Annotated in this window: 24 protein-coding genes; 21 read left to right on the top strand and 3 right to left on the bottom strand. The window is 33.9% G+C overall.

From position 1 onward, the window contains the following. Nucleotides 1–346 precede the first annotated feature (346 nt). The gene (locus tag K8P03_RS06615; RefSeq protein ID WP_223419570.1) at nt 347–673 is read right to left on the bottom strand and encodes a PTS lactose/cellobiose transporter subunit IIA; all 327 of its coding nucleotides are present in this window, start codon (nt 671–673) and stop codon (nt 347–349) included. 201 nt (nt 674–874) lie between these two features. Here K8P03_RS06615 and K8P03_RS06620 point away from each other — a divergent pair, with 201 nt between their 5' ends. The 13 genes from K8P03_RS06620 (at nt 875) to uidA (ending at nt 13,508) form a co-directional block, all read left to right on the top strand. Continuing rightward, nucleotides 875–1,930: an ABC transporter substrate-binding protein gene (locus K8P03_RS06620; protein ID WP_223419572.1), complete on the top strand. Its 1,056-nt coding sequence runs from the start codon at nt 875–877 to the stop codon at nt 1,928–1,930. A 36-nt stretch (nt 1,931–1,966) separates the two neighbouring features. Then, a complete protein-coding gene (locus tag K8P03_RS06625; RefSeq protein ID WP_223419576.1) occupies nt 1,967–2,755 on the top strand; it encodes an ABC transporter permease in 789 nt (262 codons plus the stop codon). Between the two features lies 1 nt (nt 2,756). Continuing rightward, nucleotides 2,757–3,530, top strand: a complete 774-nt coding sequence (locus tag K8P03_RS06630; RefSeq protein ID WP_223419578.1) for an ABC transporter permease — start codon at nt 2,757–2,759, stop codon at nt 3,528–3,530. Further along, complete coding sequence (locus tag K8P03_RS06635; protein ID WP_223419582.1) at nt 3,512–4,288, top strand: ABC transporter ATP-binding protein; 777 nt, start codon at nt 3,512–3,514, stop codon at nt 4,286–4,288. Before K8P03_RS06630 ends, K8P03_RS06635 begins: the two co-directional genes overlap by 19 nt. Nucleotides 4,289–4,296: 8 nt before the next feature. Then, nucleotides 4,297–5,040, top strand: coding sequence for an ABC transporter ATP-binding protein (locus K8P03_RS06640; RefSeq protein WP_223419585.1), 744 nt, complete (start codon nt 4,297–4,299; stop codon nt 5,038–5,040). A 1-nt stretch (nt 5,041) separates the two neighbouring features. Beyond that, nucleotides 5,042–6,481: a sulfatase-like hydrolase/transferase gene (locus tag K8P03_RS06645; RefSeq protein WP_223419588.1), complete on the top strand. Its 1,440-nt coding sequence runs from the start codon at nt 5,042–5,044 to the stop codon at nt 6,479–6,481. A gap of 77 nt (nt 6,482–6,558) precedes the next feature. Beyond that, nucleotides 6,559–7,116, top strand: coding sequence for a chromate transporter (locus K8P03_RS06650; RefSeq protein ID WP_223419592.1), 558 nt, complete (start codon nt 6,559–6,561; stop codon nt 7,114–7,116). Next, entirely contained in the window at nt 7,106–7,654 is a 549-nt protein-coding gene (locus K8P03_RS06655; RefSeq protein WP_223419595.1) for a chromate transporter, read from the top strand. Before K8P03_RS06650 ends, K8P03_RS06655 begins: the two co-directional genes overlap by 11 nt. A gap of 40 nt (nt 7,655–7,694) precedes the next feature. Further along, nucleotides 7,695–8,810 carry a radical SAM protein gene (locus K8P03_RS06660; protein WP_396020904.1) on the top strand — a complete coding sequence of 372 codons (1,116 nt, stop codon included), beginning with the start codon at nt 7,695–7,697 and terminating at the stop codon, nt 8,808–8,810. A 66-nt stretch (nt 8,811–8,876) separates the two neighbouring features. Beyond that, entirely contained in the window at nt 8,877–9,806 is a 930-nt protein-coding gene (locus K8P03_RS06665) for an N-acetylglucosamine kinase (protein ID WP_223419603.1), read from the top strand. A 73-nt stretch (nt 9,807–9,879) separates the two neighbouring features. After that, nucleotides 9,880–11,010: an SIS domain-containing protein gene (agaS, locus tag K8P03_RS06670; RefSeq protein WP_223419606.1), complete on the top strand. Its 1,131-nt coding sequence runs from the start codon at nt 9,880–9,882 to the stop codon at nt 11,008–11,010. Next, the gene (locus K8P03_RS06675; RefSeq protein ID WP_223419609.1) at nt 11,010–11,711 is read left to right on the top strand and encodes a GntR family transcriptional regulator; all 702 of its coding nucleotides are present in this window, start codon (nt 11,010–11,012) and stop codon (nt 11,709–11,711) included. Before agaS ends, K8P03_RS06675 begins: the two co-directional genes overlap by 1 nt. A gap of 12 nt (nt 11,712–11,723) precedes the next feature. Continuing rightward, a complete protein-coding gene (gene uidA / locus K8P03_RS06680) occupies nt 11,724–13,508 on the top strand; it encodes a beta-glucuronidase (RefSeq protein ID WP_223419612.1) in 1,785 nt (594 codons plus the stop codon). A gap of 134 nt (nt 13,509–13,642) precedes the next feature. Here the strand turns inward: uidA and K8P03_RS06685 are convergent, their stop codons facing one another. Both K8P03_RS06685 and K8P03_RS06690 read right to left on the bottom strand, forming a co-directional pair. After that, complete coding sequence (locus K8P03_RS06685; RefSeq protein WP_223419615.1) at nt 13,643–16,579, bottom strand: polysaccharide lyase 8 family protein; 2,937 nt, start codon at nt 16,577–16,579, stop codon at nt 13,643–13,645. Nucleotides 16,580–16,717: 138 nt separating this feature from the next. Continuing rightward, nucleotides 16,718–17,527: an AraC family transcriptional regulator gene (locus tag K8P03_RS06690; RefSeq protein ID WP_223419619.1), complete on the bottom strand. Its 810-nt coding sequence runs from the start codon at nt 17,525–17,527 to the stop codon at nt 16,718–16,720. Between the two features lie 102 nt (nt 17,528–17,629). Here K8P03_RS06690 and K8P03_RS06695 point away from each other — a divergent pair, with 102 nt between their 5' ends. Genes K8P03_RS06695 through K8P03_RS06730 form a run of 8 tightly spaced genes read left to right on the top strand, consistent with a single transcriptional unit; the run spans nt 17,630 to nt 25,377 of the window. Beyond that, entirely contained in the window at nt 17,630–18,943 is a 1,314-nt protein-coding gene (locus K8P03_RS06695) for an oxidoreductase (protein WP_223419622.1), read from the top strand. Next, nucleotides 18,940–19,698, top strand: a complete 759-nt coding sequence (locus tag K8P03_RS06700; protein ID WP_223419625.1) for a 3-ketoacyl-ACP reductase — start codon at nt 18,940–18,942, stop codon at nt 19,696–19,698. Before K8P03_RS06695 ends, K8P03_RS06700 begins: the two co-directional genes overlap by 4 nt. After that, nucleotides 19,667–21,532, top strand: a complete 1,866-nt coding sequence (locus tag K8P03_RS06705) for an FAD-dependent oxidoreductase (protein WP_223419628.1) — start codon at nt 19,667–19,669, stop codon at nt 21,530–21,532. The genes K8P03_RS06700 and K8P03_RS06705 overlap by 32 nt, the downstream gene beginning before the upstream one ends. A gap of 1 nt (nt 21,533) precedes the next feature. Next, complete coding sequence (locus K8P03_RS06710) at nt 21,534–22,520, top strand: hydroxyacid dehydrogenase (protein WP_223419631.1); 987 nt, start codon at nt 21,534–21,536, stop codon at nt 22,518–22,520. Further along, a complete protein-coding gene (locus K8P03_RS06715) occupies nt 22,520–23,257 on the top strand; it encodes a sugar phosphate isomerase/epimerase family protein (protein ID WP_223419634.1) in 738 nt (245 codons plus the stop codon). The genes K8P03_RS06710 and K8P03_RS06715 overlap by 1 nt, the downstream gene beginning before the upstream one ends. A 1-nt stretch (nt 23,258) precedes the next feature. After that, the gene (locus K8P03_RS06720) at nt 23,259–23,747 is read left to right on the top strand and encodes a PTS sugar transporter subunit IIB (RefSeq protein ID WP_223419637.1); all 489 of its coding nucleotides are present in this window, start codon (nt 23,259–23,261) and stop codon (nt 23,745–23,747) included. 12 nt (nt 23,748–23,759) lie between these two features. Next, nucleotides 23,760–24,548 carry a PTS mannose/fructose/sorbose/N-acetylgalactosamine transporter subunit IIC gene (locus K8P03_RS06725; protein WP_223419640.1) on the top strand — a complete coding sequence of 263 codons (789 nt, stop codon included), beginning with the start codon at nt 23,760–23,762 and terminating at the stop codon, nt 24,546–24,548. Continuing rightward, nucleotides 24,538–25,377: a PTS system mannose/fructose/sorbose family transporter subunit IID gene (locus K8P03_RS06730; protein ID WP_223419644.1), complete on the top strand. Its 840-nt coding sequence runs from the start codon at nt 24,538–24,540 to the stop codon at nt 25,375–25,377. Before K8P03_RS06725 ends, K8P03_RS06730 begins: the two co-directional genes overlap by 11 nt.

Raw genomic sequence — 25,377 nt, forward strand, 5'->3', positions numbered from 1 at the left:
AGGAGAAATCCTGGTTTTTTGTTGGAATTTTTTGAGAAAATTAAATTTAAAATAAAAGTCTGGTAAAAAATGAAATAGTGTTTTAATTCAAAAAGAAAAGCAAGGTAAAAGTACAAGGCAAGGCCTAAAAAATATAGGCAACTGGGAAATAAAAAAGAAATTAAATAGAAAACAAAATGAGAATTCATAAGATAAAAGGCAAAGTAAAAGACCCCAGTGGGGTCTTAAAAAGTATATTAGATTTCTAATAAATCGGGATTATCATAGATTCTTAATTATTTATATTGATTTAAAAGTAATATATCAAGAATTTATTTATATAATAATCTTAATCAATTTAAGTTCGTTAATTATTTCTATATTTATTTTTTTCGTATAGCGATACTAATTCTTTTGTTATTTTTAGGTAAAGTTGACTAAACATTAGATGATCCTGCGCGTGGATAAGTAAGGGACCAAACTCTATTTTTTCTTCCCTAGCTTCTGAGTTAAGTAATTCTGTTTGAAAATTATGTGCTTCAATTATTGTTTTATTTGCATCTTCAAGCAGTTCTTTAGCATCTTCAAAATTATCGTTTTTAGCTAAGGATAATGATTTATCAATACTATCCATAGCCTTTCCTGTTTTTGAAATTATATTAAAACAAATTTCTCTAACTTCTAATTTATTCACGTTTTCCTCCTTTAAATACAGATGTATTTTATATTTAAAATAATATATTCCGGATAAAACTATACTACTATTCTTTAAAATTACAAAATGTTTGACTAAATAAAAACATGGTGCTATAATAAAAATGTGGTAATTACCACTAGATAAAGAAATCGTTTCTACAGTGCTAAAATTATTATAAGCATAAATAGGAGGTAAGAAATGAAGAAAAATGGAATGTTGTCAAAATTTGCTATGATGCTAGCTGTTGCACTTTTAGCAACATCATGTTCTAGTAGTAAGAAGAATGAGAAGGCTGTTGAAAAAAATGATACAGATCAAGTTTTAAGGGTAGCTATAAATCCTTATTTAAATAGCTTGCCAAACATTATTATTCAACAAAACAAATTAGATGAAAAATATGGATTTAAGATGGAAACTACAATGTTTTCTTCAGGAGCAACAATGAATGAAGCTTTAGCGGCTGATGAATGGGATGTTGGTGAAATGGGAGCTGCAGCAGTTACTGGTGTTGCAAATTATGATATGTTAGTCATTGGTGAAGTATTAGAATCATTGGATGGACTAGGTATATTTGCTAAACCAGATAGTGAAATTGCTAAGTCAACCCCTGCTAACTCTTCAATAAAAGATATTAAGGGGAACGCCGATACTGTAAAAGGAAAAACAATATCACTACCAGTTGGTACAGCTCAACACTTTACAACTTTGAAATGGCTAGGTGAAATTGGTTTAACATCTGACGATGTTAATATTGTAAATATGGATTCTGCTCAAGCATATCAATCTTTGGTTGCAGGAGAAGTAGATTTAACAGCATTAAATGTTCCTACATTTTTAAAAGCAAAAGAAGATGGAATGGTAGAAGTTGGTAATTTAGCTAACTTAGGTACAAGATATGTTGATATGATATGCGCTAATAGAAAAATTGTGGAAAATAATCCTGAATTAGTTGAAAAATATTTAAAAGCTTTTTTTGAAGCAAATGAAATTATCGAATCAGATAAAGATAAAGCAGCTGATATAATGTATGAATGGCTAAAGAGCGAGGGTTCTGAAACAAGTAAAGAAGATAATTTAGCAGACTTAAAGAGGGCAAATTATTTCAATTATGACCAAATGAAAGAAAGAGTTAAAGACGGAAAATTTGGAAATTTCGCTAAGGAACTTGGTAATTTCTATATTCAACAAGGACAATTGTTAGAAGAAGATTCTGAAAAATTTGATAACAATATTATAGATAAATTTTTTAAATAAATTAATTAATGGGATAAGTTAGTATGGAGGGTTAGTGTGAGTAAAAAAAAGAATGCTGAGAATAGCAAAAAGCTGCTATCATCATTGACATTAATAATTATATTGGGGGCTTGGTATGTATCTACTGATTTGCTTGAATTGGTTTCCCCTAAGATGTTGCCAAGCCCAACCACTGTCATTAATACATTCGCATATAAGATTAAAGGAGGAACTGTTCCTGATGGTTCTTCACTAGCAACACATATAATGTCAAGTTTGAAAATTGCTTTAGGCGGTTTTTGCGCTGGTTCAATAATTGGTGTTCCAATGGGAATAGGAATGGCGTGGAACGATAAGTTAAATAAATTTGTAAAACCACTGTTTGACCTATTAAGACCAATACCAGCTTTAGCTTGGATACCACTAATGATTTTATGGTTAGGAATAGGCTATTCTTCAAAAGTGGGAATTGTATTTTTTGCATCAGTAATAGCTGCAACACTTAATTCATATGCCGGGATAATGAGAACTAAAGATGTTCATATATGGGTAGCTCAAACCTTTGGAGCAAGCCGAAAACAATTATTATTCAAAGTCGCAATTCCAACAGCTATGCCAATGATTTTTACGGGATTAAGACTAGCACTTGGATCATCTTGGGTTGCTCTTGTTGCTGCTGAATTAGTAGCAGCAACAAGTGGTTTGGGATATATGATACAAATGGGAAGAATGGTCGGTAGAACTGATATTATATTTGTAGGAATGATTACTATAGGTTTGATAGGATTACTGTTATCAAAAGGCTTAGAAACATTACAAAAAAAATACGTTAAGGGAGATATATAGTATGTTGAGTAATAGAAAAAACAAACCTATTTATAGTATTATAGCAATAATGTTGTTTTTGGGCATATGGCAAATATCTAGTATGCTTGTTGCAAATGATTTGTTTTTACCTTCTGCTATAGATGTAGCTACAAGTTTCATTAAATCGTTTGTTAGCCCTATCGGTAGAGAAACTATGCCAATTCATATTATAAGTAGTTTATATAGGGTTTTGGTAGGGTTTTCTTTATCATTATTAGTTGGAATTTTACTGGGTGTAGGAATGGGATTTTCAAAGACAATTGAATCTATTTTTTACCCAATATTCGAATTTATAAGACCTATACCTCCTTTAGCTTGGATACCTATGTCTATAATATGGTTCGGATTATCTGACATGAGCAAGTTTTTTATCATATTCTTAGGAAGTTTTTCATTTGTCACACTTAATACTTATGAGGGAACTAAAAATGTAGATAAGGAATTAATTGGTGCAGCATTAATGCTTGGTGCATCAAAAACTCAAGTTTTCTTTAAAGTTGTATTACCTGCGTCTGTACCAGATATATTTGCTGGAATACAGATTGGTGTAACATCTGCGTGGTCGTCAGTAGTTGGTGCTGAGATGGTTAGATCAGATAATGGTGTTGGATGGATTATAGTTAGAGGTATGAATAAGGGTGATACAATTCAAATTATGGTAGGAATGTTAGCTATAGGTTTAGTTGGATTCTTACTTGTTCAGTTAACTTCATTTATTGAGAGGAGACTTCTTGTATGGAACAACAAAAACTAGGTAAAAAAGTATTATCAATAAAAAATCTATCTAAAACTTATGTAAGTAAGGGCGGTAGAACCAGAAATCACGTACTTGATAATATCTCATTTGATGTTTATGAAAATGAATTTTTGGTGATTTTTGGTCCGGGACAAAATGGAAAAACGACATTATTGAAATGCTTAGCAGGACTTGAAGAAAAAAGTGAAGGAGAAATAAGGTTTAAAGATACCGAAGTGGTAGGACCAAACCCTGCCTTAGGTTTTGTGTATCAGTCTATAGCTTTATTTCCTTGGTTAACTGTTAAAGATAATGTTGAATTTGGCCCAAAGGTTCGAGGCGTAAAAGCGGAAGAAATACCTATTACATCACAGAAGTATATAGACTTAGTTGGATTAAGTGGATTTGAAAATAGATATCCTTCTCAGCTTTCTGGTGGTATGAAACAAAGAGTGGGTATAGCTAGAGCCTATGCCAATAATCCTGAGATTTTATTCATGGATGAACCTTTTAGTGCTCTTGATGCACAAACAAGGTATTTAATGAGTGATGAACTACAAAAAATTTGGCAGAAAGAAAAAAGAACAGTAGTTTTTGTTACTAATAATATAGAAGAGGCAATTTTCTTGGCTGATAGGATAATATTACTTTCTAATTCTCCAGCTAAAATAAAAAAGGAATATAAGATAAATTTACCACATCCTAGGGATTATGTTGATGAAGAATTTCTTAGGTTAAGGGAAGAAATTACTCACAACATGGATAAAGTATTGTAGGTGATAGTATGAGTGATAATGTATTGATAACAGTAGAAAATTTAACAAAGAGCTTTGGAGATTTACTTGTTTTAAATGATATATCTTTTAAAGTTTTCGATGGCGAATTCTTATGTATAGTTGGACCAACGGGTTGTGGGAAAACAACTTTTCTTAATACTTTGGTAAATCTTTATCCAGCCACTAAAGGCGAGATTCTTTTAAAAGGTAAGCCTGTAGATTTAAGAAAAAATAGTATAGCATATATTTTTCAGGATAATTCAACTATGCCATGGTTAACTGTTGAGGAAAATGTTAGATTTGGTTTGGATATTAAAGGTATAAATAAGAACGAAGCTACAGAAAGAGTAAATAGATACCTAAAAATGGTAGGTTTAGAAGAATATAAGAATTATTATCCTCGTCAATTATCTGCGAGTATGATTCAAAGAGTAAGTATAGCTAGGGCCTTTGTAACTGAACCAGAAATTTTGTTGATGGATGAACCGTATGGTCAACTTGATATTGAATTAAGGATGACTCTAGAAGATGAATTATTAAAAATACAAAAGGAAACCGGAACAACAGTTATATTTATTACACATAATATAGAAGAAGCTGTTTATTTAGGTGATAGGATTATGATTTTAACGAATAAACCGACTAGTGTAAGAGAAGTTGTAGATGTTCACATACCACACCCTAGAAATATAGCGGATAAAAAGTTTGTAGAGTATAGAAATAAAGTTACAGAATTAATAAAATGGTGGTAGTATGAAGGATAATTTAGGTAAAAATATTATTTTAATATTATCAGATGATCAAGGATACTGGTCTTTAGGATGTTATGGGAACAAAGAAATCATCAGCCCTAACATAGATTCTTTAGCTAAAAACGGTGTTTTATTTAAAGATTTTTATTGTGTTTCACCTGTATGCTCACCAGCTAGGGCCAGTATATTAACAGGGAAAATACCATCTGCTCACGGAGTTCACGATTGGATTGAAGATGGAACGGATGAAAGAAAAACTGTTGAATACATGAGTGGTATATCTAGTTATGTAAAAATACTATCTGCTAATGGGTATAATTGTGGGCTTTCAGGTAAATGGCATCTGGGAAATAGTGCGACTCCTCAAATGGGATTTAAACATTGGTTCGCACACCAATCCGGAGGGGGTCCATACTATGGAGCACCAATGTATAGAGATGGTAAATTATATCATGAGGAAAAATATATTACCGATGTAATTACAGATGATGCGATTGATTTTATTGAAGATAATGTAAACAATAAATTTTATCTACATGTTGGGTATACTGCTCCACACGCTCCTTGGTTAAATAATCACCCAGAAGAATATACAAATTTATATAAAGATTGTAAATTCGAAAGTGTGCCGGATCTTAATTATGAAAATTATAACAGAAATAGTGTTTATCTAACTAAAGAAGTGTTGAAGGATGTAAGAGCTAATCTTATAGGGTATTATTCTGCAGTCACAGCGATGGATTATAATATTGGAAGGATAATAGATAAGCTGAAAGAAAATAACTTGTTAGAAGATACAATTGTAATATTTAGTAGTGATAATGGATTTAGCTGCGGGCACAATGGCTTTTGGGGTAAAGGAAATGCTACATTTCCTTTAAATTTATATGAAGAGAGTGTAAAAGTACCTTTTATAATAGCTCATGGCGGTATGGAAAAAAATAAAGTTGTCAACCAACCAGCTTCAGCATATGACATTAGACAAACAATATTAGAATTAGCGAACGTTGAAGATGAAAAAATTGACAAGTTACCAGGAAAATCAATTATTCCTATTATTAGAGGCTGCAAAAATAATGATCCAATTGTTGTTTTTGATGAGTACGGACCTAATAGGATGATTAGATATAATGATTATAAGTTGATAAAATGCTATCCTTATGGTGATAATAAATTGTTTGATTTAAAAAAAGATCCTAGTGAAAATAATAATTTATATAACAATGATGAATATGAAAATATTAGAGACATTATGACTGTATTACTTGAAGATTGGTTTCAAAAAAATTCTGAGTGTTGGAAGAATGGTAATGTATTAAATGTATATGGCTCAGGACAAATTGGTAAATTAGAAAAAAATAAGAATAATGGAAGTAACTTCCTACTTGACGATTATATAAAAGATACTGAATATTATAGAAATATGAAAGATGTTGATTAATAGGTCACTTATTCTAATGAATTTATTATCATAAAAATATAAATATTGAAAGATAATTAGAATTTACGGTGTAAATTATGAAAAACAAATTATGGCAAATCTTTAAATCAACCCTATACCTATCAGCCTTCACCTTTGGCGGAGGCTATGTGATATTAACCCTGATGAAAGACACCTTTGTAGACAAACTAAAATGGATAGACAAAGACCAAATGCTAGACATGACAGCCATAGCCCAATCGGCACCAGGGGCTGTAGCAATAAACGCATCAATAGTAGTAGGCTACGAAATAGCAGGAATACCCGGCATGTTTGTAGCAATCCTAGGCACAGCCATCCCACCCCTTGTAATTATTTCTATAATTTCAATGTTCTACGAAGCCTTCATAGCAAACCACTATATAGCAAGCTTCCTAAAAGGCATGCAAGCTGCCATAGCCGCCCTAATATTTAAAGTATCCTACGACATGGGCAAAGACCTACTCAAAGATAAGTCGAAAATTGTGTCAGTAATAATGATCTTATCCTTCATCCTAGGATACTTCCTCAAACTAAACATAGTATATATAATAGGCGGCCTAATCCTACTAGGCCTAGTAAACTCACTAATAAAAAGGAAAAGCCATGCTAATTAAATTATTTATAAGCTTTTTTAAAATCGGACTCTTCTCCTTCGGCGGAGGCTACGCAGCCCTCGCCCTAATCCAACAAGAAGTAGTCGTAGAAAACGGCTGGCTAGCAGTAGGCGAATTTAACGACCTAATCACAATCAGCCAAATGACCCCAGGGCCAATCGCCCTAAACTCAGCCACCTTCGTAGGCCAAAGAGTAGCAGGCTTTCCAGGAAGCCTAGCAGCTACAATCGGGTGTATAATCCCATCAGCCATCATAGTCGGCGCCCTATCATATTTTTATAAAAAATACAAAGACCTGGACCTAATAACAGACATCCTAAAATTTTTAAGACCAGCCATAGTAATAATGATTCTAATAGCAGGCCTAGATATACTAAAAACTGCCCTATTTGATGTAAATGCTATATCAATAGATAATCTCAATTTCATAATGTTGTGTTTATTTATTTTTTCATTATTAATAATGTTAAATAAGAAAGTAGACCCAATTAAAATTATGATTTTAAATGGATTTATTTATTTATTTGTCAATTTATAAATCTTTATTTTAAGGAAATACCATGGGAAAGTTATTTATAATGATAAAGCCAAACTCGAACTTATGCAATATAGATTGTAGATACTGTTTCTATAGTAAGAACCATAACTGTATTGTAGATAGCAATCAGAAGTTTATGAAGAAGAAGGCGTGTGTAGCTTTAATTAAAAATATTATGTTTTCTTCAGAAGGTTATGATGAAATAGAATTTATTTTTCAGGGTGGTGAGCCATCTATTATTGGGTTAGAATTTTTTGAATTCTTTCTGGATACTGTTGATTTTTTTAATCTATCAAGTAAGAAAAATATTAGCTATAATTTTCAAACTAATGGCATAAATATTGATGAAAATTGGGCTTCATTCTTTAAAAATAATAACTTTTTAGTTGGTTTATCTTTGGATATGTTCAAAAATAATCATGACTTATATAGAATGCAAGGCAATAGAGGCACTTTCGATCATGTGATGAATACAAAAAAAATGTTTGACAATTTATGTGTTGATTATAATATATTGTCTGTAATAACAAAAAATCTATCTAAGAATCCACTCGATGCATATGAATTTATAAAACATGAAGGAATATCATATATACAGTTTATACCATGTATTGATGATAATATAAATGATGATAATATAAAAATAAATCCAAGAGATTTTTTTAGTTTTTATAGTGAAATTTTTAAGTTATGGATAAATGATTTGAGAAATAATACGTTGGTCCATATAAAGCTGTTTGAAGATATTTACTACTTTATCAAAAACAAGTCCGTGGGATTTTGTGGACAAAATGGAACATGTGGGTTACAAATTGTTGTTGAGAGTGATTTAACTGTGTACCCATGCGACTTTTTTTGTTTTAAGAAATATCAATTGGGAAATTTATACGAAAATAGATTATCAGAAATAATTTTAAATGAAAAGCATTTACAATTTTTTAATGAAAATCCTCATGAAAAAGAAAGGTTATATTGCAAAAAATACTGTTCTTTATATAGTAAATGTAAATTAGGATGTAAGAAATTGTTTGATAAAATGTATTTAGACGAAACAGGTTTCTGTGCATTTTCAAAAATATATAAATTAATCAGTGAGAACTATTATATTATTGATAGAGCCTATAATTTGTGTGACCAAGGAAAGATTGTTTTATAATAAATTTGTATATTAAACGAAATATTATTATATAAATGTAATATTAGAAATTGGAGATAGGATGATATGAAAGAAATATTTTTAGGAGTAGATGGCGGAGGTACAAAAACATCGTATTTTCTGGAAAACGACGGGAAAAAATATGAAGTTATTGGTAAAACTCTCCATTTAAAACAAATATCTAGGGATGAATTTTTGAAGAGATTTAGTTTTGCGGTTGAATCTTTATGTGAAAAGGCTAAGATAGGTGTTGAAGACATCACATACAGTTTTATTGCATTGCCTGGATTTGGTCAATTCCTTGAAGATGAAGGTTTCATAATGGAAAACATTAGAAAAACCTTGAAGACAGATGATTTTAGTGTGGATAATGATTGTGTCAATGGATGGGCAGGAAGTTTAAATGCAAAACCTGGAATAAATTTAGTTTTGGGTACAGGTTCTATTGCATTTGGTATTGACGAAAAAGGTAATAAAATGAGTTGTGGTGGTTGGGGATATTTTGTAGGAGACGAAGGAAGTGGTTACTATATAGGTAAACAAATAATTAATATTTTCTCTAAAATGAGCGATGGTAGGTATGAAAAAACACTGATATACGAGAAAGTTAAAGAATTAATGCAACTTAAAGATGACTATGATATTATTACGAAATCAGTAAATATGTCAAGGGATGAAGTTGCTAGTTTATCTGTGATATTAGGAGATGCTATCAAATGCAATGATAAGTATGCAATGGAATTGCTTAATGACTTAACTGATGAAGCTAGTTTAATAATAAATACATTGGCTGATAAAATGTATTTTGAAGATGTAATAAAAGTATCATATTCTGGTGGAGTATTTAAATTAGGAAATATATTGGTAAAATCAATTCAAGATAAATTAAATAAAAATATAACAATAGTTTCGCCATTCGCTGGACCTAATGAAGGAGCTCTTATACTTGCAAAAAAAATTTATAAATATGGAGATAATGGTTACATAAGTTGTTAATATTTAAAGTGTGAAATATATTGTATTTTGAATAATTATAATGGTTATTTTATCGAAAAATTAGGAGGCTTTTATGTTATTAGATGTAAATAAATTAGAAGAAAGAGATTTTAAGAATACTTATACTGAGATTTTTGCCCAAGCTGATACTTGGGAGGAAGTTTACGGACTTTATGAAGAAAGAAAGGCTGATATTGAAAAATTCTTGGCTAATTTTGATAAGGATACCAAGGTTATTTTCACTGGGGCTGGTACAAGCGAATATGTAGGCAATATCGCCCAAGATTATTTAAAAACTCATGGAGATTTTGATTTTGAATCAATTGCTACAACAGATTTAGTTTCAGCTCCTTACCTACATTTCAAAAAAGATCAAAAGACTCTTTTGGTTTCTTTTGCAAGAAGCGGCAATTCTCCAGAAAGTTTAGCTGCAGTTAAGCTTGGCGAGCAAATCGTAGATGATTTTTACAACCTACCAATCACCTGTGCCCACGACGGTAAACTTGCAGTAAACCTTAAAGATGACCCAAATTCTTATGTATTTTTAAACCCAGCAATCACCAATGACAAGGGCTTTGCAATGACAAATTCCTTCTCATCAATGCTTTTAGCAAGCCTTTTGATTTTTGATACAAGCCTTGAAAACAAAAAAGACCTAGTAGAAAAATTAGCTAGCATTGCTAGAGAAACCTACGCTAGGGTAGAAGAAATTGAAAAATTAATTGACTTTGACTTTGACAGAGTTGCCTACCTTGGTTCAGGCCCACTTGGCAAACTTACTAAGGAAGCAAGACTTAAAATCCTAGAGCTAACAGCTGGTGAAGTTGTAACAATTTTTGATTCTTCTATGGGCTTTAGACACGGTCCAAAATCATTTATCAATGATAAGACTCTTGTAGTTTCCTTTGTATCAGGCAATGATTATACAAGACAATACGACCTAGACATCCTTGATGAAATCAAGGCTGACGGTATTGCTCCAAAAATTATCGCAGTTACAAATGAAGATGTGGACAGAGACTACCAATTTATTTTGAAATCTGAAGGTGTCAGAGATGCTTATTTAGCAGTTGCTTATATAGTAATAGCCCAATTAATTTCTCTAATCACAAGCCTAAGAGTAGGCAATACTCCAGATAATCCAAGCAAATCTCACACTGTAAACAGGGTTGTAAAGGGCGTTACAATCCACGAATATAAATAATGGCAAGCCTATATTCAGATTTGATAGATAAGCTCTTAGAGCAAATATCAACCATGGAAAAGGGGGCCAGGCTCCCTTCTGAAAGGCAACTTTGCATGGATTACGGTGTTTCAAGGACAACTGTCAGGAATGCCCTGGGGTCCCTTGTAAATTCAGGAGTTCTCTATCAAATCCAAGGTAAGGGGACCTTTGTCAGGGAAAGATCTAGGGAAAACTTATCGAATTATTACTCTTTTACCGAGCAAACAAAAAGAAAGGGCAAGGTTCCAAAGTCATTAGTTACAGATTTCAAGGTCAGGGCCTTAAATGATAAGGAAAGACAAGTCTTTGATGACCCTAGCATAGAAAAAGTCATTGTCTTTGACAGGCTAAGGCTAGCTGACGATATGCCAATGATGTACGAAAAAACCGTCATCCCTTACGCCAGATTTGATAAAATCACCAAGGACCTACTAGAAAAAGACGCCCTTTACGAAATATTTTCCAATAATTTTGATACAAAAATCGATAACGTCAGGGAAAGGTTCCAAGTGTCATCCCTTACAAAAAAGGTAGCAGAAGCCCTAAATCTAAAAGATGGATCAGCTGCATTGAAGATAACAAGATTTTCCTATGACAAGGAAGATAAGTTAATAGAATACACAACCTCATACGCTAGGGGAGATATGTTCTACTACGAGACTTCCTATAGTCCGAATTAAAAAGGAGTTGAAATGCTATATCCAATAGAAAGTAAATCTAGGAGCCTAAGTTTTTTAGATGGGTCATGGGATTTTGTCAAAGGTGGCAAAAACCTAGATCTAGATATAATAAAAAATGAATTTCATGATGCTAGACCTATGCCAGTGCCTTCGTCTTATAATGATATTTACAAGGATTTAAGAGAACATTTTGGTTGGGTTTATTACAGAAAAGAATTTTATTTCCACAAGACAAGGGAAGACGAGAGAATTATCCTAAGGTTTGACGGGGTCAACCAAAGTGCTAAAGTTTACTTAAATGGTGAATTTATAACAGAACACGAGGGTGGCTTCCTTCCATTTGAAATAGAAATAAGTGATAAAATCCAGGAAGAAAACGTGCTTACTCTTGCAGTATCAAATGTAATAAACAATTCAACCCTACCTGTCGGCATAATAAAGGGAAGAGAAGAAGACCAAGACAAAAATGAACCCAACTTTGACTTCTTTAACTACACTGGCATCCACAGACATGTGAGGATTTATACCACACCAAGGTCCTATATTGAAGATATTAGCCTTACCAATGAAATTTATGATGCAAAGGCTGTGATTAATTACTACCTAAAAGTTCAAGGCGTAGAAGAAGATATACTTATAGAGATTTTTGATAAGGACAATAAGCTAGTGGCAACTGGCAATAAGGCCAAGGCAAGCTTAGTTATTGAAAATCCAAACTTGTGGGATGTAAAAAATCCTTACCTATACAAAATTAGAATCACCTACAAGGAAGATATCTATTACCTAGATTATGGTATAAGAGGTGTAGAAGTAAAAGGAAACCAATTCCTCCTTAATGGCAAGCCATTTTATTTCAAGGGTTTTGGCAAACACGAGGACTCTATAATAAATGGTAGGGGATTTAATGAAGTTATAAGCCACAAAGATTTCGCCCTTATGAAGGAAATGGGTGCCAACTCCTTTAGAACAGCCCATTATCCTTACGCGGAAGAAACCCTAAGACTTGCTGATAAGCTAGGTTTCTTAGTCATAGATGAAACCACAGCCGTAGGCCTAAATGGTAAATTTGGTGGCGGGGCAAATTTCAAAAGCGATAATGTAAATATTTTTGATAATGAAGAAGGTATGGCAAAAAGAGTTTTTGATCACCACAAGGATGTAATAAGAGACCTAATAGCTAGGGATAAAAACTACGCTTGTGTTGTAATGTGGTCTATAGCCAATGAGCCGGATTCTTACTCTGAAGGTGCCTATGATTATTTCAAACCTCTTTTCGACTTGGCCAAAAAGGAAGATCCGCAAAAAAGACCAACTTGCCTAATAAGTGTATTGGCTGGTGATATAAATTTAGACGTGACCAGGAAACTTTCAGATGTAATCTGCCTTAACAGGTACTATGGCTGGTACAACGATGGACCTTACCTAGATAAGGCAATGGCTGCCTTTAGGAAGGAATTAGATAATTGGAAAGAACTAGGAAAGCCAATTATAATTAGCGAATACGGTGCCGATGCCATCCTCGGTATGAGAGATTATGATGATTTTCCAGCTATGTTTAGTGAAGATTTTCAAGTTCTTTATTACAGAGAAAACAACAAGGTCATAGACCAATATCCATTAGTAGTAGGGGAGCATCCTTGGAACTTTGCCGACTTTAATACTGCCCAAAGTATAAAAAGAGTAAACGGCAATAAAAAGGGTCTATTCTCCAGGGATAGGCAACCAAAACTTGCGGTAGGCTTATTCAAGGAAAGATGGACCAAGATGGATGATTATATAGATAAGAATAAGAAATAAAACTGGGATAAAATTCGCCCTTCAATCTGAAAATAAGATTGAGGGGTTTTTTGTAAAATAAAAGTGGGAGGCGATTAGATTAGCCTTCCACTTTTATATTTTTTATTTTGGATAGGAGAAATTAATTGTTAATTTTATTTTTCTTTTTTCTTTAAGAGGGCAAGGGCGCTTGCAGTAAGTAGACCGATATAGCCTAGGCTTGAAGAAACACCTGTTTTTGGACTTGCATTTGATTTTGTATTTTTAGCAGGTTTTTCTTGTAAAATCTTTTCATCTATCTTTATAGATCCTGATTTTTCGTCAGCTTTATTGTCTTCAGACTTGTCCTTCTCAGCTATATTATCTTCAGATTTTTTACCGTCTTCTTTTCCGTCGGTTTTATTATCTTCGGATTTTTCTCCGTCTACTTTACCATCAGTTTTATTATCTTCAGTCATTTCGCCTTCAGGTTTTTTATCTTCTGGTTTTTCAACTCTATCATCTGGTAGGTCTAGACCAGGTTTTTTGTTATTATTATCTTTGGAATCTGCTTTTTTAGGGACAAATTCATAGAGGTAGTAGTCCTTGGCGTGGTTTGGTTTTTTTATTGTTTGGCCATCTTTAACTACTAATAGGTCTTCGCCTGTGTGGGTCTTTGATGGGTCGAAGTAGGAAATTACATACTTATCTCCATCTTTCTTAATTGTGTAAAGCCCCTTTTTATCTAGGCCAAGCTCATCATTTACCTTAAATTCCCCATCTTCAAAGAGAGAAATCCCCCAAATATTATTTGTCTCGTCAAAGACTGCTTGGACCTTATTTGTATTTGCTAGGATTTTGATGTCATCAATATTTTCCTTATCAAATTCATCCTTGCTAGTTGCAGGGACCATGACATAGGCATAGCCTGTGTTGTCTTTGTGGTCTTGGCTAATTTTGATAAAGTCGTTTTCTTTTTTATCCTTGCTGCCGTCCTTGTTGACTTCAGACCAGCTTCCTTGTCTGTGTTCTTTTTCTACTATAAGGTTTTTATTATTTAGGAAATAATAGCCAATATTTTCATTTGCTCCATTTTTGCTTTCTAGGAAGACTTTGGAAATGCCCTCCTCATTTGTTTTTTCATCTTCTAGAATCTTTTCATTTACATAAATCTTATATTGGTCAGCCTCTTTTAATTTCCTATTTTCAATGCTTGTGTATACTTCTTTGCTATTTGGATTTTCCATATCGCTGCCTAAAAATACGACCCTGTCACCAAGGATAAACCAAGATTTTTTAAGTCTAATATCGTCATTCCAGTTGTTAAAGTCCATGGCAAGGCTGGCGTTTTTCTCATCTAGCTTGGTTGCTCCAACAAAACTACTCTTAAGAAGTCTTTCAGTCTTGTCATTTTTCTTATCAGTAGACGAATCCCTATTTTCCTTAATTTCAGTTATAGAAGGAAGGGCGCTATGGTCTACAGTTGCCCAGTAGTTGTCACTGTAGTGGGAAAGGTCTTGGTTATAGAGGTAAACTACACCATCAGAGGTGTACCAACCCTTTGAGTTTTCACCGTTCATGTACTCAAAGTTTTTAATTCTGGATGAGTGCATAGAAAAGCCTAGGGCATAGTTCTTGTCAGCGTTATTATAAACAAGTTTATCCATATTGTTAAAGATATGGATTTTATTTTCTTTTTTGACTGGTTCTAATTTTTGGTCTTTGATCTTGTTGTAAAGGAAGATGTCCCTAAAGTTATTTAGGTTTTTAGAAAAATCAAAGTAGTCATTATTGGTTGTGATATCTTTTATAATGCTATTGTACTTAGTCTTCCTTGCCTCATCAGAAGCATCAGCAATCCTCATTATAGAGCGGATAACTTCTGCTCCAGAATTATGTGGTTGGAGTTTTTCCCTACTTATAGACCTACCCCTAACCATATCCATCATTTGAGTCCTATAAAGGAATGGAAGGAAAGACTTATCGATTATATCGTGGATTTTATCAACTTCATTTGTGTCAAAACTTGTATTATTTATGAGGGCAGGGAGAAGTTGGGAGAAACCATCGAGCATAACATTGCCGTAGGCACCATTGTAGGCCACATTTGTATGATCAACATAAGACCCATCTACATAGTAACCATCATTGCCACCTTCTTCGGTGCTGCCTATATTCTCATCCCTTATTTCATAAATTTGCTTAAGGGCCTTTATAGTCCCGTCTACCATTTCAGAATCATTTTGTAAAAATCCTGCAATAATTCTTACACGTCCCATATCTATGAGGTTGCCACCCTTTGCATTAAATGGATTTCCAGTTGTAACCCTAAACTTATATGGGTCTGGGACAAAGTGGTTGATTGGCTTGGTATATTTATTTATTGTTTCCTGGTCAAGGTCGTCATAGATGAGGGATAGGGTGTTGTTGATGGCCCTAGGAGTACCGATTTCATAATCCCACCAGTTTCCATTTATAGATAAATTTTCGTTGTAGTTTTTATTGTATTCCCATTCTAGGGCATCCATTATTACCTTTTTTACTTTTTCATCTTTATAATATTTTGAACCAGGGTTGGCGTATTGTTTGGCAAGGGTCTCAATCTTTCTGTAAGATTGTGTTATGAATTTAGACTGGTCATATTTTTCTATATCTGTCCAAAAATTATTTTCATTTTTTTCTGCTACTAGTTTCAAAGTGTTTTCGATATTGGTATCCATCTTTTCATTTAGCTGGGCCATTTTTTCATCATCTTTGTCGTAGTAGGAATTACCAGCAAAGGAATTTGCCCAGGCCTTTATGTTTTCCTTATATTTTTGTTCTGCCTTAGCTTCTTCCTTGCCTTCTTCTTGTGGGTCTAGGGAGACTTTTTCCATTTCTGCTGGAGTCTCTTCACTTCCTTCAAGGTCTGCCTTAGAATCTTTTTCTAGATTTTCGTCAGTGGATGTATCTTCTTTTTCTGCATCGTTTTTTAATTCTGGCTCTACAATTTTTGTGCCCTCATTTAAAATAGCGTTTTCTTCATTCGCATAAGCTGTAGAAGAAATTAGGACTGTGTTAATTAGGATTGAGCCTATAACTAGCTTTTTATAGGTATTGTTCTTAAAAATCATCTTTACCTCCATGATCTAATTTACCTATAATATAACACAGGGATAAAATAAAAACGATATCATAACTTGTTAAATAATTTACATTTTTTGTGCAAACTTAATTTCTACCTATAAATATTTTTTGATGAAAGGGATTTTTTATGGGTTTTTGTAGGCCCTTCTGTACCTGGTTGGGGTTGTATTTTCATATTTTTTGAACATCCTTACAAAAAGACTTTCAGAATTATAACCTATTTCAGCTGATATTTCTGCAATGGTTAGATTTGAATTGACAAGGAGGTCCTTGGCCCTAGATAGCCTTACTAAAATGAGATAGGTTTTAAAATTATAACCTGTAATTTTTTTGAAATTCCTACTTACCTCATACTTGTTTATGTAAAACTTGTTTTCGATTAGGTCGAGATTTATATCTTTTATATAATTTTCATTTATATAGTCCTGGATCTTGTAGATTGTATTTTCGAAATCTGTTTTTGTATTTTTGAAAAAGTCAGGATTTGACCTGTAAACCATGATTAAAAGTTGGTTTATAAGTAGACTTTCATAATGGTCTGAAAATTCTTCTGTGCTTTTTTCCTTTAATAACAAATTTAAAATCTGACTTATTACTTGAGCAACCTCGTCATCGAATTTAAAAATATAGGGGAAATTTTTGGGTCTGTTTTGCAGGGTTTTTGTATAGATTTCTGAGGGCAAAAGATTGATTTTAAGGAAATTATCAAGGTTTATCACATATCTTTCATAGGGGGTCTCGTCTATGGTCATTGAATGGTTTTCTAAATTTGATATAAGAACGAGGCTATTTTTTTGTGTTTTAATTTTTCTATTTTCTATCAAAAAAGTGCTAGTACCCTTAGTTATGAAAATTATTTCAAAATTATTATGGTAGTGGGTAGTTTCGATGTTTATATTATCGGCCTTAAATTCTATGTCTATATTTTTTTCCAAATTATCCTCCAAAATACAAGAAATGTAAATAGAATTACAAAAATTACTATCTTTATATCTACTTTACTATGTTATAATAATAATTAAAGAAGAGGAGGTAATATGGATTTAGATTTGAGGAAGTTTGAATTTACAAATCTTGATGACTTAAATAAAGAGTTAGAAAAACATGGTATCCATGCTGCAAACGATATAGTGGATTTAACTTCACCAATTATGTTAAATGATTTTAAGCTTGTAAATAGGCTGGTTGCTCTTCCTATGGAAGGTGTTGATGGCAAAGACGGCAGGCCAACAGATCTTACCAAGAAAAAATACATAGATGTAGCCAAGGGTGGCTACGGATTAATTTGGCTTGAGGCCACTTCCGTTAATAAGGAAGGTATGAGTAATGACAATCAACTCTTTATTAATGATGATACTGTAAACGATTTTCAAAACTTAAATTTTGAAATAAAGGAAACTTCAAAAGAATCAGCCTATGGTGGAGAAGCTTATACAGTTTTGCAATTAAACCATTCTGGTAGGTATGCAAATATTGGTAAGGATGAAAATGCTCAAATAGCGACTCATAGGGAAAAACTGGATGCCAAAAGAGGAATAGAGAAAGATAGGGAACTTGTAAGCGACTCCTACCTTGATGGGCTTAAAAATAATTACCTAAAAGCAGCTAGGCTTGCTAAGAAAGCGGGTTTTGATGCTGTAGATATCAAGTCTTGCCACGGCTACCTCTTATCAGAGCTTCTTTCAGCTACAGATAGGGAAGGTACCTATGGTGGAAGTTTTGAAAATAGGACTAAATTCCTCCTTGAAACAATTGATTTAATTAGAAAAGATGAGGAGTGTGAGGGTCTTGATATAGCCGTTAGACTTAATATGGCTGATATGACTGACCATGGTTTTGCAACAACAACCGACCTTGACTATGACCTTACAGAAACAATCAAACTTATCGAACAATTACAATCTAGTGGCGTAAAACTTATCTCCCTAACCCTTGGAAATCCTTATTTTATTTCGTATATAAGCAAGCCTTCAGATTTAAAAAAGGATGAAACAATTGAAAGTCCATTTACTTCTTCATTTAGGATTTTTGAAATGTGTGGAAAACTCCAAAAGCTCTTTCCAGAAATGATCTTTGTTGGTGTAGGATATACATTCTTCAGAGAATTTGGGGCAAATGTTGCGGAAGGACTTATTCGAGATAGAAAGATAAGCCTAGCTGGTTTCGGTAGAGACATGCTAGCCTATCCTGAATTAGGAAATGACCTTCTAAAAAATGGAAAAATGGACAAAAATAAGGTATGCATAACCTGCAATCTTTGCTCAAAGCTTAAGGCAAACTTTTTGCCAGCAGGATGCGTGGTTAGAAATAGGCAAACTTATGGTAAGTATGTAAAGGAATTGAATAAATGAGTGAAAGAGTAGCTATTATAACTGGAGCCACTAGGGGTATAGGACTTGGTATCACCAAGCAACTTCTAAAAGACGGTTACAAAATTTGCGCCTTTGGGACAAGAAATATTGAAGACTACGACGAATTTAGCAAAATCTACGATAAAGAAAAAATCTTCTATTATAAGGGCAATATAGCCAATAAAGAAGACAGGGAAAGGTTCGTAGAAAAGGCCTATGAAAGATTTGGATCAATTAATATTCTGGTAAACAATGCTGGAGTTGCGCCAAAAGTTCGAGAAGATATATTGAAAGTTTCAGAAGAAAGTATAGATAGACTTTTTGAAATAAACACGAAATCAATGTTCTTTTTAAGCCAAGATGTGGCAAGAAGGATGATTGAAGATAATTCAACAGAAGACAAGTGCATTATAAATATTTCTTCAGTATCTTCATCAGTTGTGAGCACTGACAGGGCTGACTACTGCATATCAAAGGCTGCTATATCGATGATTACAAAACTTTTTGCTTCAAAGCTTGGAGAATATGGGATAAATGTTTATGAAATCCAACCAGGCATAATAAAGACAGACATGACCAAGGTTGCTGAATCAAAATATGACAAGCTTTTTGCAGAGGGAATTACTCCTATTAAAAGATGGGGTTATCCTGAAGACATAGCCCTAGCAGTAAGTGCCCTTGCTGAGTTTAAGTTTAAATATACAACAGGACAGGTGATAAGAGTTGACGGCGGCTACACATTACAAACTTTATAAAGAAAAATATGATGCAATAGTAGTTGGATCTGGAGCGGCGGGCTTTAATGCCGCTAATAGGCTATTTGAAAACGATATTAAGAACATAGCTATTATTACAGAAGATGTTAACTTAGGTACAAGTAGAAATGCTGGTTCGGATAAGCAAACTTATTACAAATTGGCCTTAGAATCGTCAGATGATGATTCTATTGACAAGATGGCGGCGGTTTACTATGATGGAATGCACATTCATGGTGATATAGCCAAGGTAGAAGCTAGCGAATCAGTAAGATCCTTTATGAACCTAGTAGAACTTGGTGTGGAATTTCCATTTAATGAATATGGGGAATATATAGGATATAAAACAGACCACGATCCAAACAAAAGAGCTACATCTGCAGGACCTTATACATCCAAACAAATGACAGAAAAGCTTGAAAAAAGAGCCGGGTCCTATGGGATAAAAATCCTTAACCATTATAAGGTCGTAAAAATATTTACATCTAAGGATGAATTTGATGGAATCTTGTGTTTAAACAAGGGAGATTTTTATCTGATAGAAGCAAAAAATATAATTTATGCAACAGGAGGACCAGCAAATCTCTACTCCAACACTGTATATCCAAATGGACAAAAAGGGTCAACTGGCCTTGCCCTAGATGCGGGTGTAAAGGGCATGAACCTAACTCATTTCCAATATGGGATGTCATCAATAAAGCCAAAGTGGAATGTGTCAGGGACTTATATGCAGGTAATGCCAAGGTTTTATTCCCTAGACGAAGACGGAAATGAACATGATTTTCTTGCTGATTACTACAGTGATTTTAAAGAATTATTAAAAAACGTCTTCCTAAAGGGCTATCAATGGCCGTTTGATGTTAAAAAAATTAATGGGTCTTCAATGGTAGACTATCTTGTATACAAAGAAGAAGTTTACAAAAATAGGAGGGTCTTCCTAGATTTCAGGGACAATCCATCCTTCAAAGATATTCCCTTTGATGACTTAGATAAGGAAGTAAAAGATTATATCCTATCTAATGATGCAAGACTTGAAAAGCCAATTGATAGGCTCCTTAAGATGAATAAAAAGGCCTACGATTTCTATATTGACCATGGAGTGGACCTTAAAAAAGAGCCACTGGAAATATCTCTTTGTGCCCAACACAACAACGGCGGTCTTTATATAGACAAGGACTATCAAACCAATATCAAGGGCTTTTATGCTGCAGGTGAAGTTGCAGGAAGTCACGGCATCTATAGGCCAGGCGGATCAGCCTTAAATGCAGGCCAAGTTGGGTCAAAAAGAGCTAGCGAAAACATAAAGCTTGCAAAGAAAGATTTTTCAGATAGGGACTGCGAAAAAGAAGCTAGAGATTATATAGAAAAATTCCTTAATCTAGTCGGAGAAGAATCAAATATTAATGATTTAATAGAAAACTACCAAGAAGAGATGACATCTTTTGCAGCAGCCTTTAGGAATATAAAAGAAATTGAAATCCTAATTAAAAAAAGAAGAGAGGTCTACAAAAGCTTTTTTGACCAAGTTAGGGCAAAGAGCCACCAGCTAATCAAGGCCTTTGAGTTTTATGACATAGTAGTTGGCCAGTTGGTTTATCTTGAAGCTATGAAAGATTATTACGACCATATCAAAGCGAAAATTGGCGGTAGCATCTATTTTGAAGATGAAATTGATTTTGCAAGTGATGGAGAATTTGTAAACCAGGTTCAAATTACAGGCTTTAAGGATGGAAAATCTTCCTTTGAGTGGGAAGAAGTAAGGCCAATCCCATCTGTCAATCAACCTTTTGAACTCCAATGGAATAAGTATATCAATAGGAAGTCAGGCGATTAAAATGAAAGCAGTTTTCTTACTTGATGAGGATAATTACAATATTATCTACTCAGAAGAATGTATAAAAAAAATAAGCGAAAAAGTAGAAATCCTTGGAAGGTACGATAGCATTGATGAAGCTTGTGACCTTTCGGATGTGGACTTTGTATTTTCTGGTTGGGGTGCTGTCCCAATGGATAAAAAGGCCTTACAAGCCATGCCAAAATTAAAGGTGGTTTTCTACGGGGCGGGCTCCATAAAAAAAGTCCAGACAGAAGAAATGTGGAATAAACCAGTAAGGATAACATCAGCTAGTACAGCCAATGCTATACCAGTTGCCCAATACACAACCAGCCTAATCCAACTATTGCTTAAAGATTTCTTCACACTTACAAGAAAAGTGAAAGAAAACAGGCAAAACAAAATGGACGTATATAGGCTAACAGATGGGTTTTATAAGAGAAAGATAGGGATAATTTCTTATAGTAAGATAGGAAAGGAAGTTATAAAAAACCTCCAATACTTATCTGAAAACGAAATTTATGTTTACGATCCATTCTATGATGAAAATTTCTTTAAAGAAAGAAATCTTATAAAATCAAGCCTAGAGGAAATCTTTGAAAAGTGTGATGTAGTAAGCCTACATTCGCCCCTACTTAAGGAAACAGAAGGCATGATAAAATACCAACATTTTTCAAAAATGAAGAAAAATGCTGCCTTTATAAATACAGCTAGGGGCAAGATAATAAACACAGATGATTTGATCAAGGCGCTAAATGAAAGAACTGATCTTACAGCTATATTAGACGTATCAGACCCAGAACCTCTAGAAAAAGACTCAGCCCTATACGATATGGACAATGTAATCCTATCCCCACACATAGCAGGGTCCCTAGGCAATGAAACCTTGCTAATGGGAGAGTTGATGTATGAGGAACTTGAAAGGTATATAGAAAGTGGAGATTTAAAATATGAAATAAGTCGTGAAGCTTTCTTGAGGATGGCGTGATGAAAAAAATCGGCCTATGCTCAGTAACCTTTAGGGATAAAAGTGTTGATGAAATTGTAGACTTAGCCTTAGAAAATGGCCTAAATTTCATTGAATGGGGAGGGGACATCCACCTAAAACCGGGCGACTTTGATGAAGCCAGGAGGATAAAAGCTCTCTGTGATAAAAATAATATCTTGTATTCCTACGGTTCTTATTATAAATACAAAGATACAGATGATTTTGACCTAATCCTAGAAACTGCGGCAGCCCTTACTGCCAAAGATATTAGGATTTGGGCAAAGAGAATAAGTTCAGCTGATATAAGCGAAGAAGACTATAAAATTTTTATTAAACAAAGTCAAGCAATGGCTGATAAGGCCAAAGAGAAAAATATAAGGCTAAACTTTGAAAACCATAGGGTGACCCTTACAGATACAACAAAATCTGCAAGAAAAATGCTTGATGATATAGGTAGAGACAATGTCTATATCTACTGGCAACCCCAGGCAGATGATAGCGAAGAAGAAAGAATCCAAGCTATTAAAACCCTACATGATAAAATCACAAACATCCACGTTTTTAACTGGGATGAAAACTTTAATAGGTATCCATTAATCCAAGCTAAGGCAGAATGGGAATCATATATAAAAAATTTAGGAGGTGATAGGGCTTATCTATTGGAATTTGTGAAAGATGATAGTATCGAACAATTTAAAGAAGATGCCAAAGTGCTAAAAAATATGTTAGGAGGCTAAAATGGCAGCAGAAATTTTACTTTTCAGAATTGATGAGAGACTACTACATGGTCAAGGTCAAATCTGGATAAGACATTGCGGTGCAAACTCAGTTATATGTGTAAATGATAAGGCAGCAAATGACCCAATCCAACAAAACCTAATGAAGACTATGATAGATAAGTCAATAGCAGTAAGTTTTTATGAAGTAGACAAGTTTATAAGTATCTTTGATAAGGCAAGTCCACTTCAAAAATTCTTCATAGTTGTAGGAAACACAGACGATGCCCTTAAGATTATCAGTGCTGGTATACCTGTAAAAGAAGTAAATATAGGTAATATCCACAATGGTGAGGGCAAGGAAAAGGTAACAAGAGCCATCTATTTGAGCGAAAAAGATAAGGAAAATCTAAGAAAGATAAGAGATGAATACAAGCTTAACTTTAACACTAGATCTACTCCTTCAGGCTCAGACGGTTCCGTTGAAGTAGATATAAACGATTATTTATAATAGGAGAAAAATATGGAAATTACATTAGTACAAGCATTATTAATTGCATTGTGGACAGGTTTTGCCCTTTCAGGTTCCCTATTAGGAATTTATTCTAATAGATCACTTGTCCTATCCTTTGGTGTTGGTCTAATTTTAGGAGACCTACCAAAAGCATTGACAGTAGGAGCTATTGGTGAGCTTGCCTTCATGGGCTTCGGTGTATCACCAGGTGGAACAATTCCTCCATCACCACTAGGACCTGGTATCTTTGGTGCCCTACTAGCAATAACAAACCCAAATATTGACGGACAAACAGCATTTTCTTTATCAATCCCATTTGCGATAGCAATTCAATTTGCAATTACAACAATAAACACATTAATGAGTTTTTCACCAGCTTTGGCTAAAAGAGCTATCGTAGAAGATAATGATAAGAAATTCACCCTTTACGCAAACCTATCTTATATCCTACAATTTGCAGTAGGTGCCCTAATAGGTCTTGTAGCTGCCTTATCTACATCAACAATCAACCAACTTGTAGACATGATTCCAGAATTTATTACAAACGGTCTATCAATGGCAGGTGCAATGATCCCAGCAGTAGGTTTTGCTATGATCCTATCTAACATGATCAGAAAAGAAAATGTCGCTTTTGTTTTACTAGGTTACATCCTATCTGCTTACCTAGGTATGCCTCTAATGGGTGTAGCAGCCTTTGCTACCTTCTTTGCTATATATGAATACCAAAGAAGAGGCGACGCTAAAGCAGCAGAATCAACAGGTACAGAAGAAAGAATGGAGTTTACAGATGGCATCTAATCAAGTTAATAAAAAATTATCAAGCTCAGATTACACAAAAGCTAGTTTAAGAGCTTATATACTTCAAAACGGTTTTAACTATTCAAACTACCAAGGTATTGGTTATGCAAACGTCCTAAGACCAGGACTTAAGAAAATCCACGCAGATGACAAGGAAGCTTACAAGGCATCAATGCTAGCAAACCTTGAATTTTATAACACCAACCCACAACTAGTACCATTCGTATCAAGCGTTCAGCTTGCTATGGAAGATGGTGGGGTTGAGCAAGATTCTATCCAAGATATGAAAATGGCTTTGATGGGACCTCTAGCAGGTATTGGTGACTCTATATCACAATTCCTTCTAGCTCCACTCTTATCAACTATTTTCGCATCAATGGCAGCAGCTGGTAATAACTTAGCTCCAGTCCTATTCTTTATTACAATCAACGTTATCCTTCTAGCTCTTAAGTTAGGTATGGGTAAGGCAGGTTATAAGGTAGGTATATCAGTTGTAAGTGACTTCTCAGAAAAAATGGAAAAAATCACTTCAGCTGCATCTATAGTTGGTGTTGCAGTAATTTCTGCCCTTGTAACACAATTTGTTAAAATTTCTATTCCAATAACTTATGTAAAAGAAATTGGTGAACAAACCCAACATGTAGCTATCCAATCAATGATTGATGGTATGGCTCCAAAATTACTACCAGTTTTATGGACAGGTTTTGTTTACTGGTTAGTAAAGAAAAAAGGTTGGACAACCTATAAGGTAATCATCCTTACAGTTATAGTTGCTATAATTGGTTCAAGCCTAGGACTAATTTCACCTAAACCACCAGTTCTAGAATAA

It is taken from the genome of Anaerococcus murdochii, from assembly GCF_019957155.1.
In the GTDB taxonomy this organism is placed as follows: domain Bacteria; phylum Bacillota; class Clostridia; order Tissierellales; family Peptoniphilaceae; genus Anaerococcus; species Anaerococcus murdochii.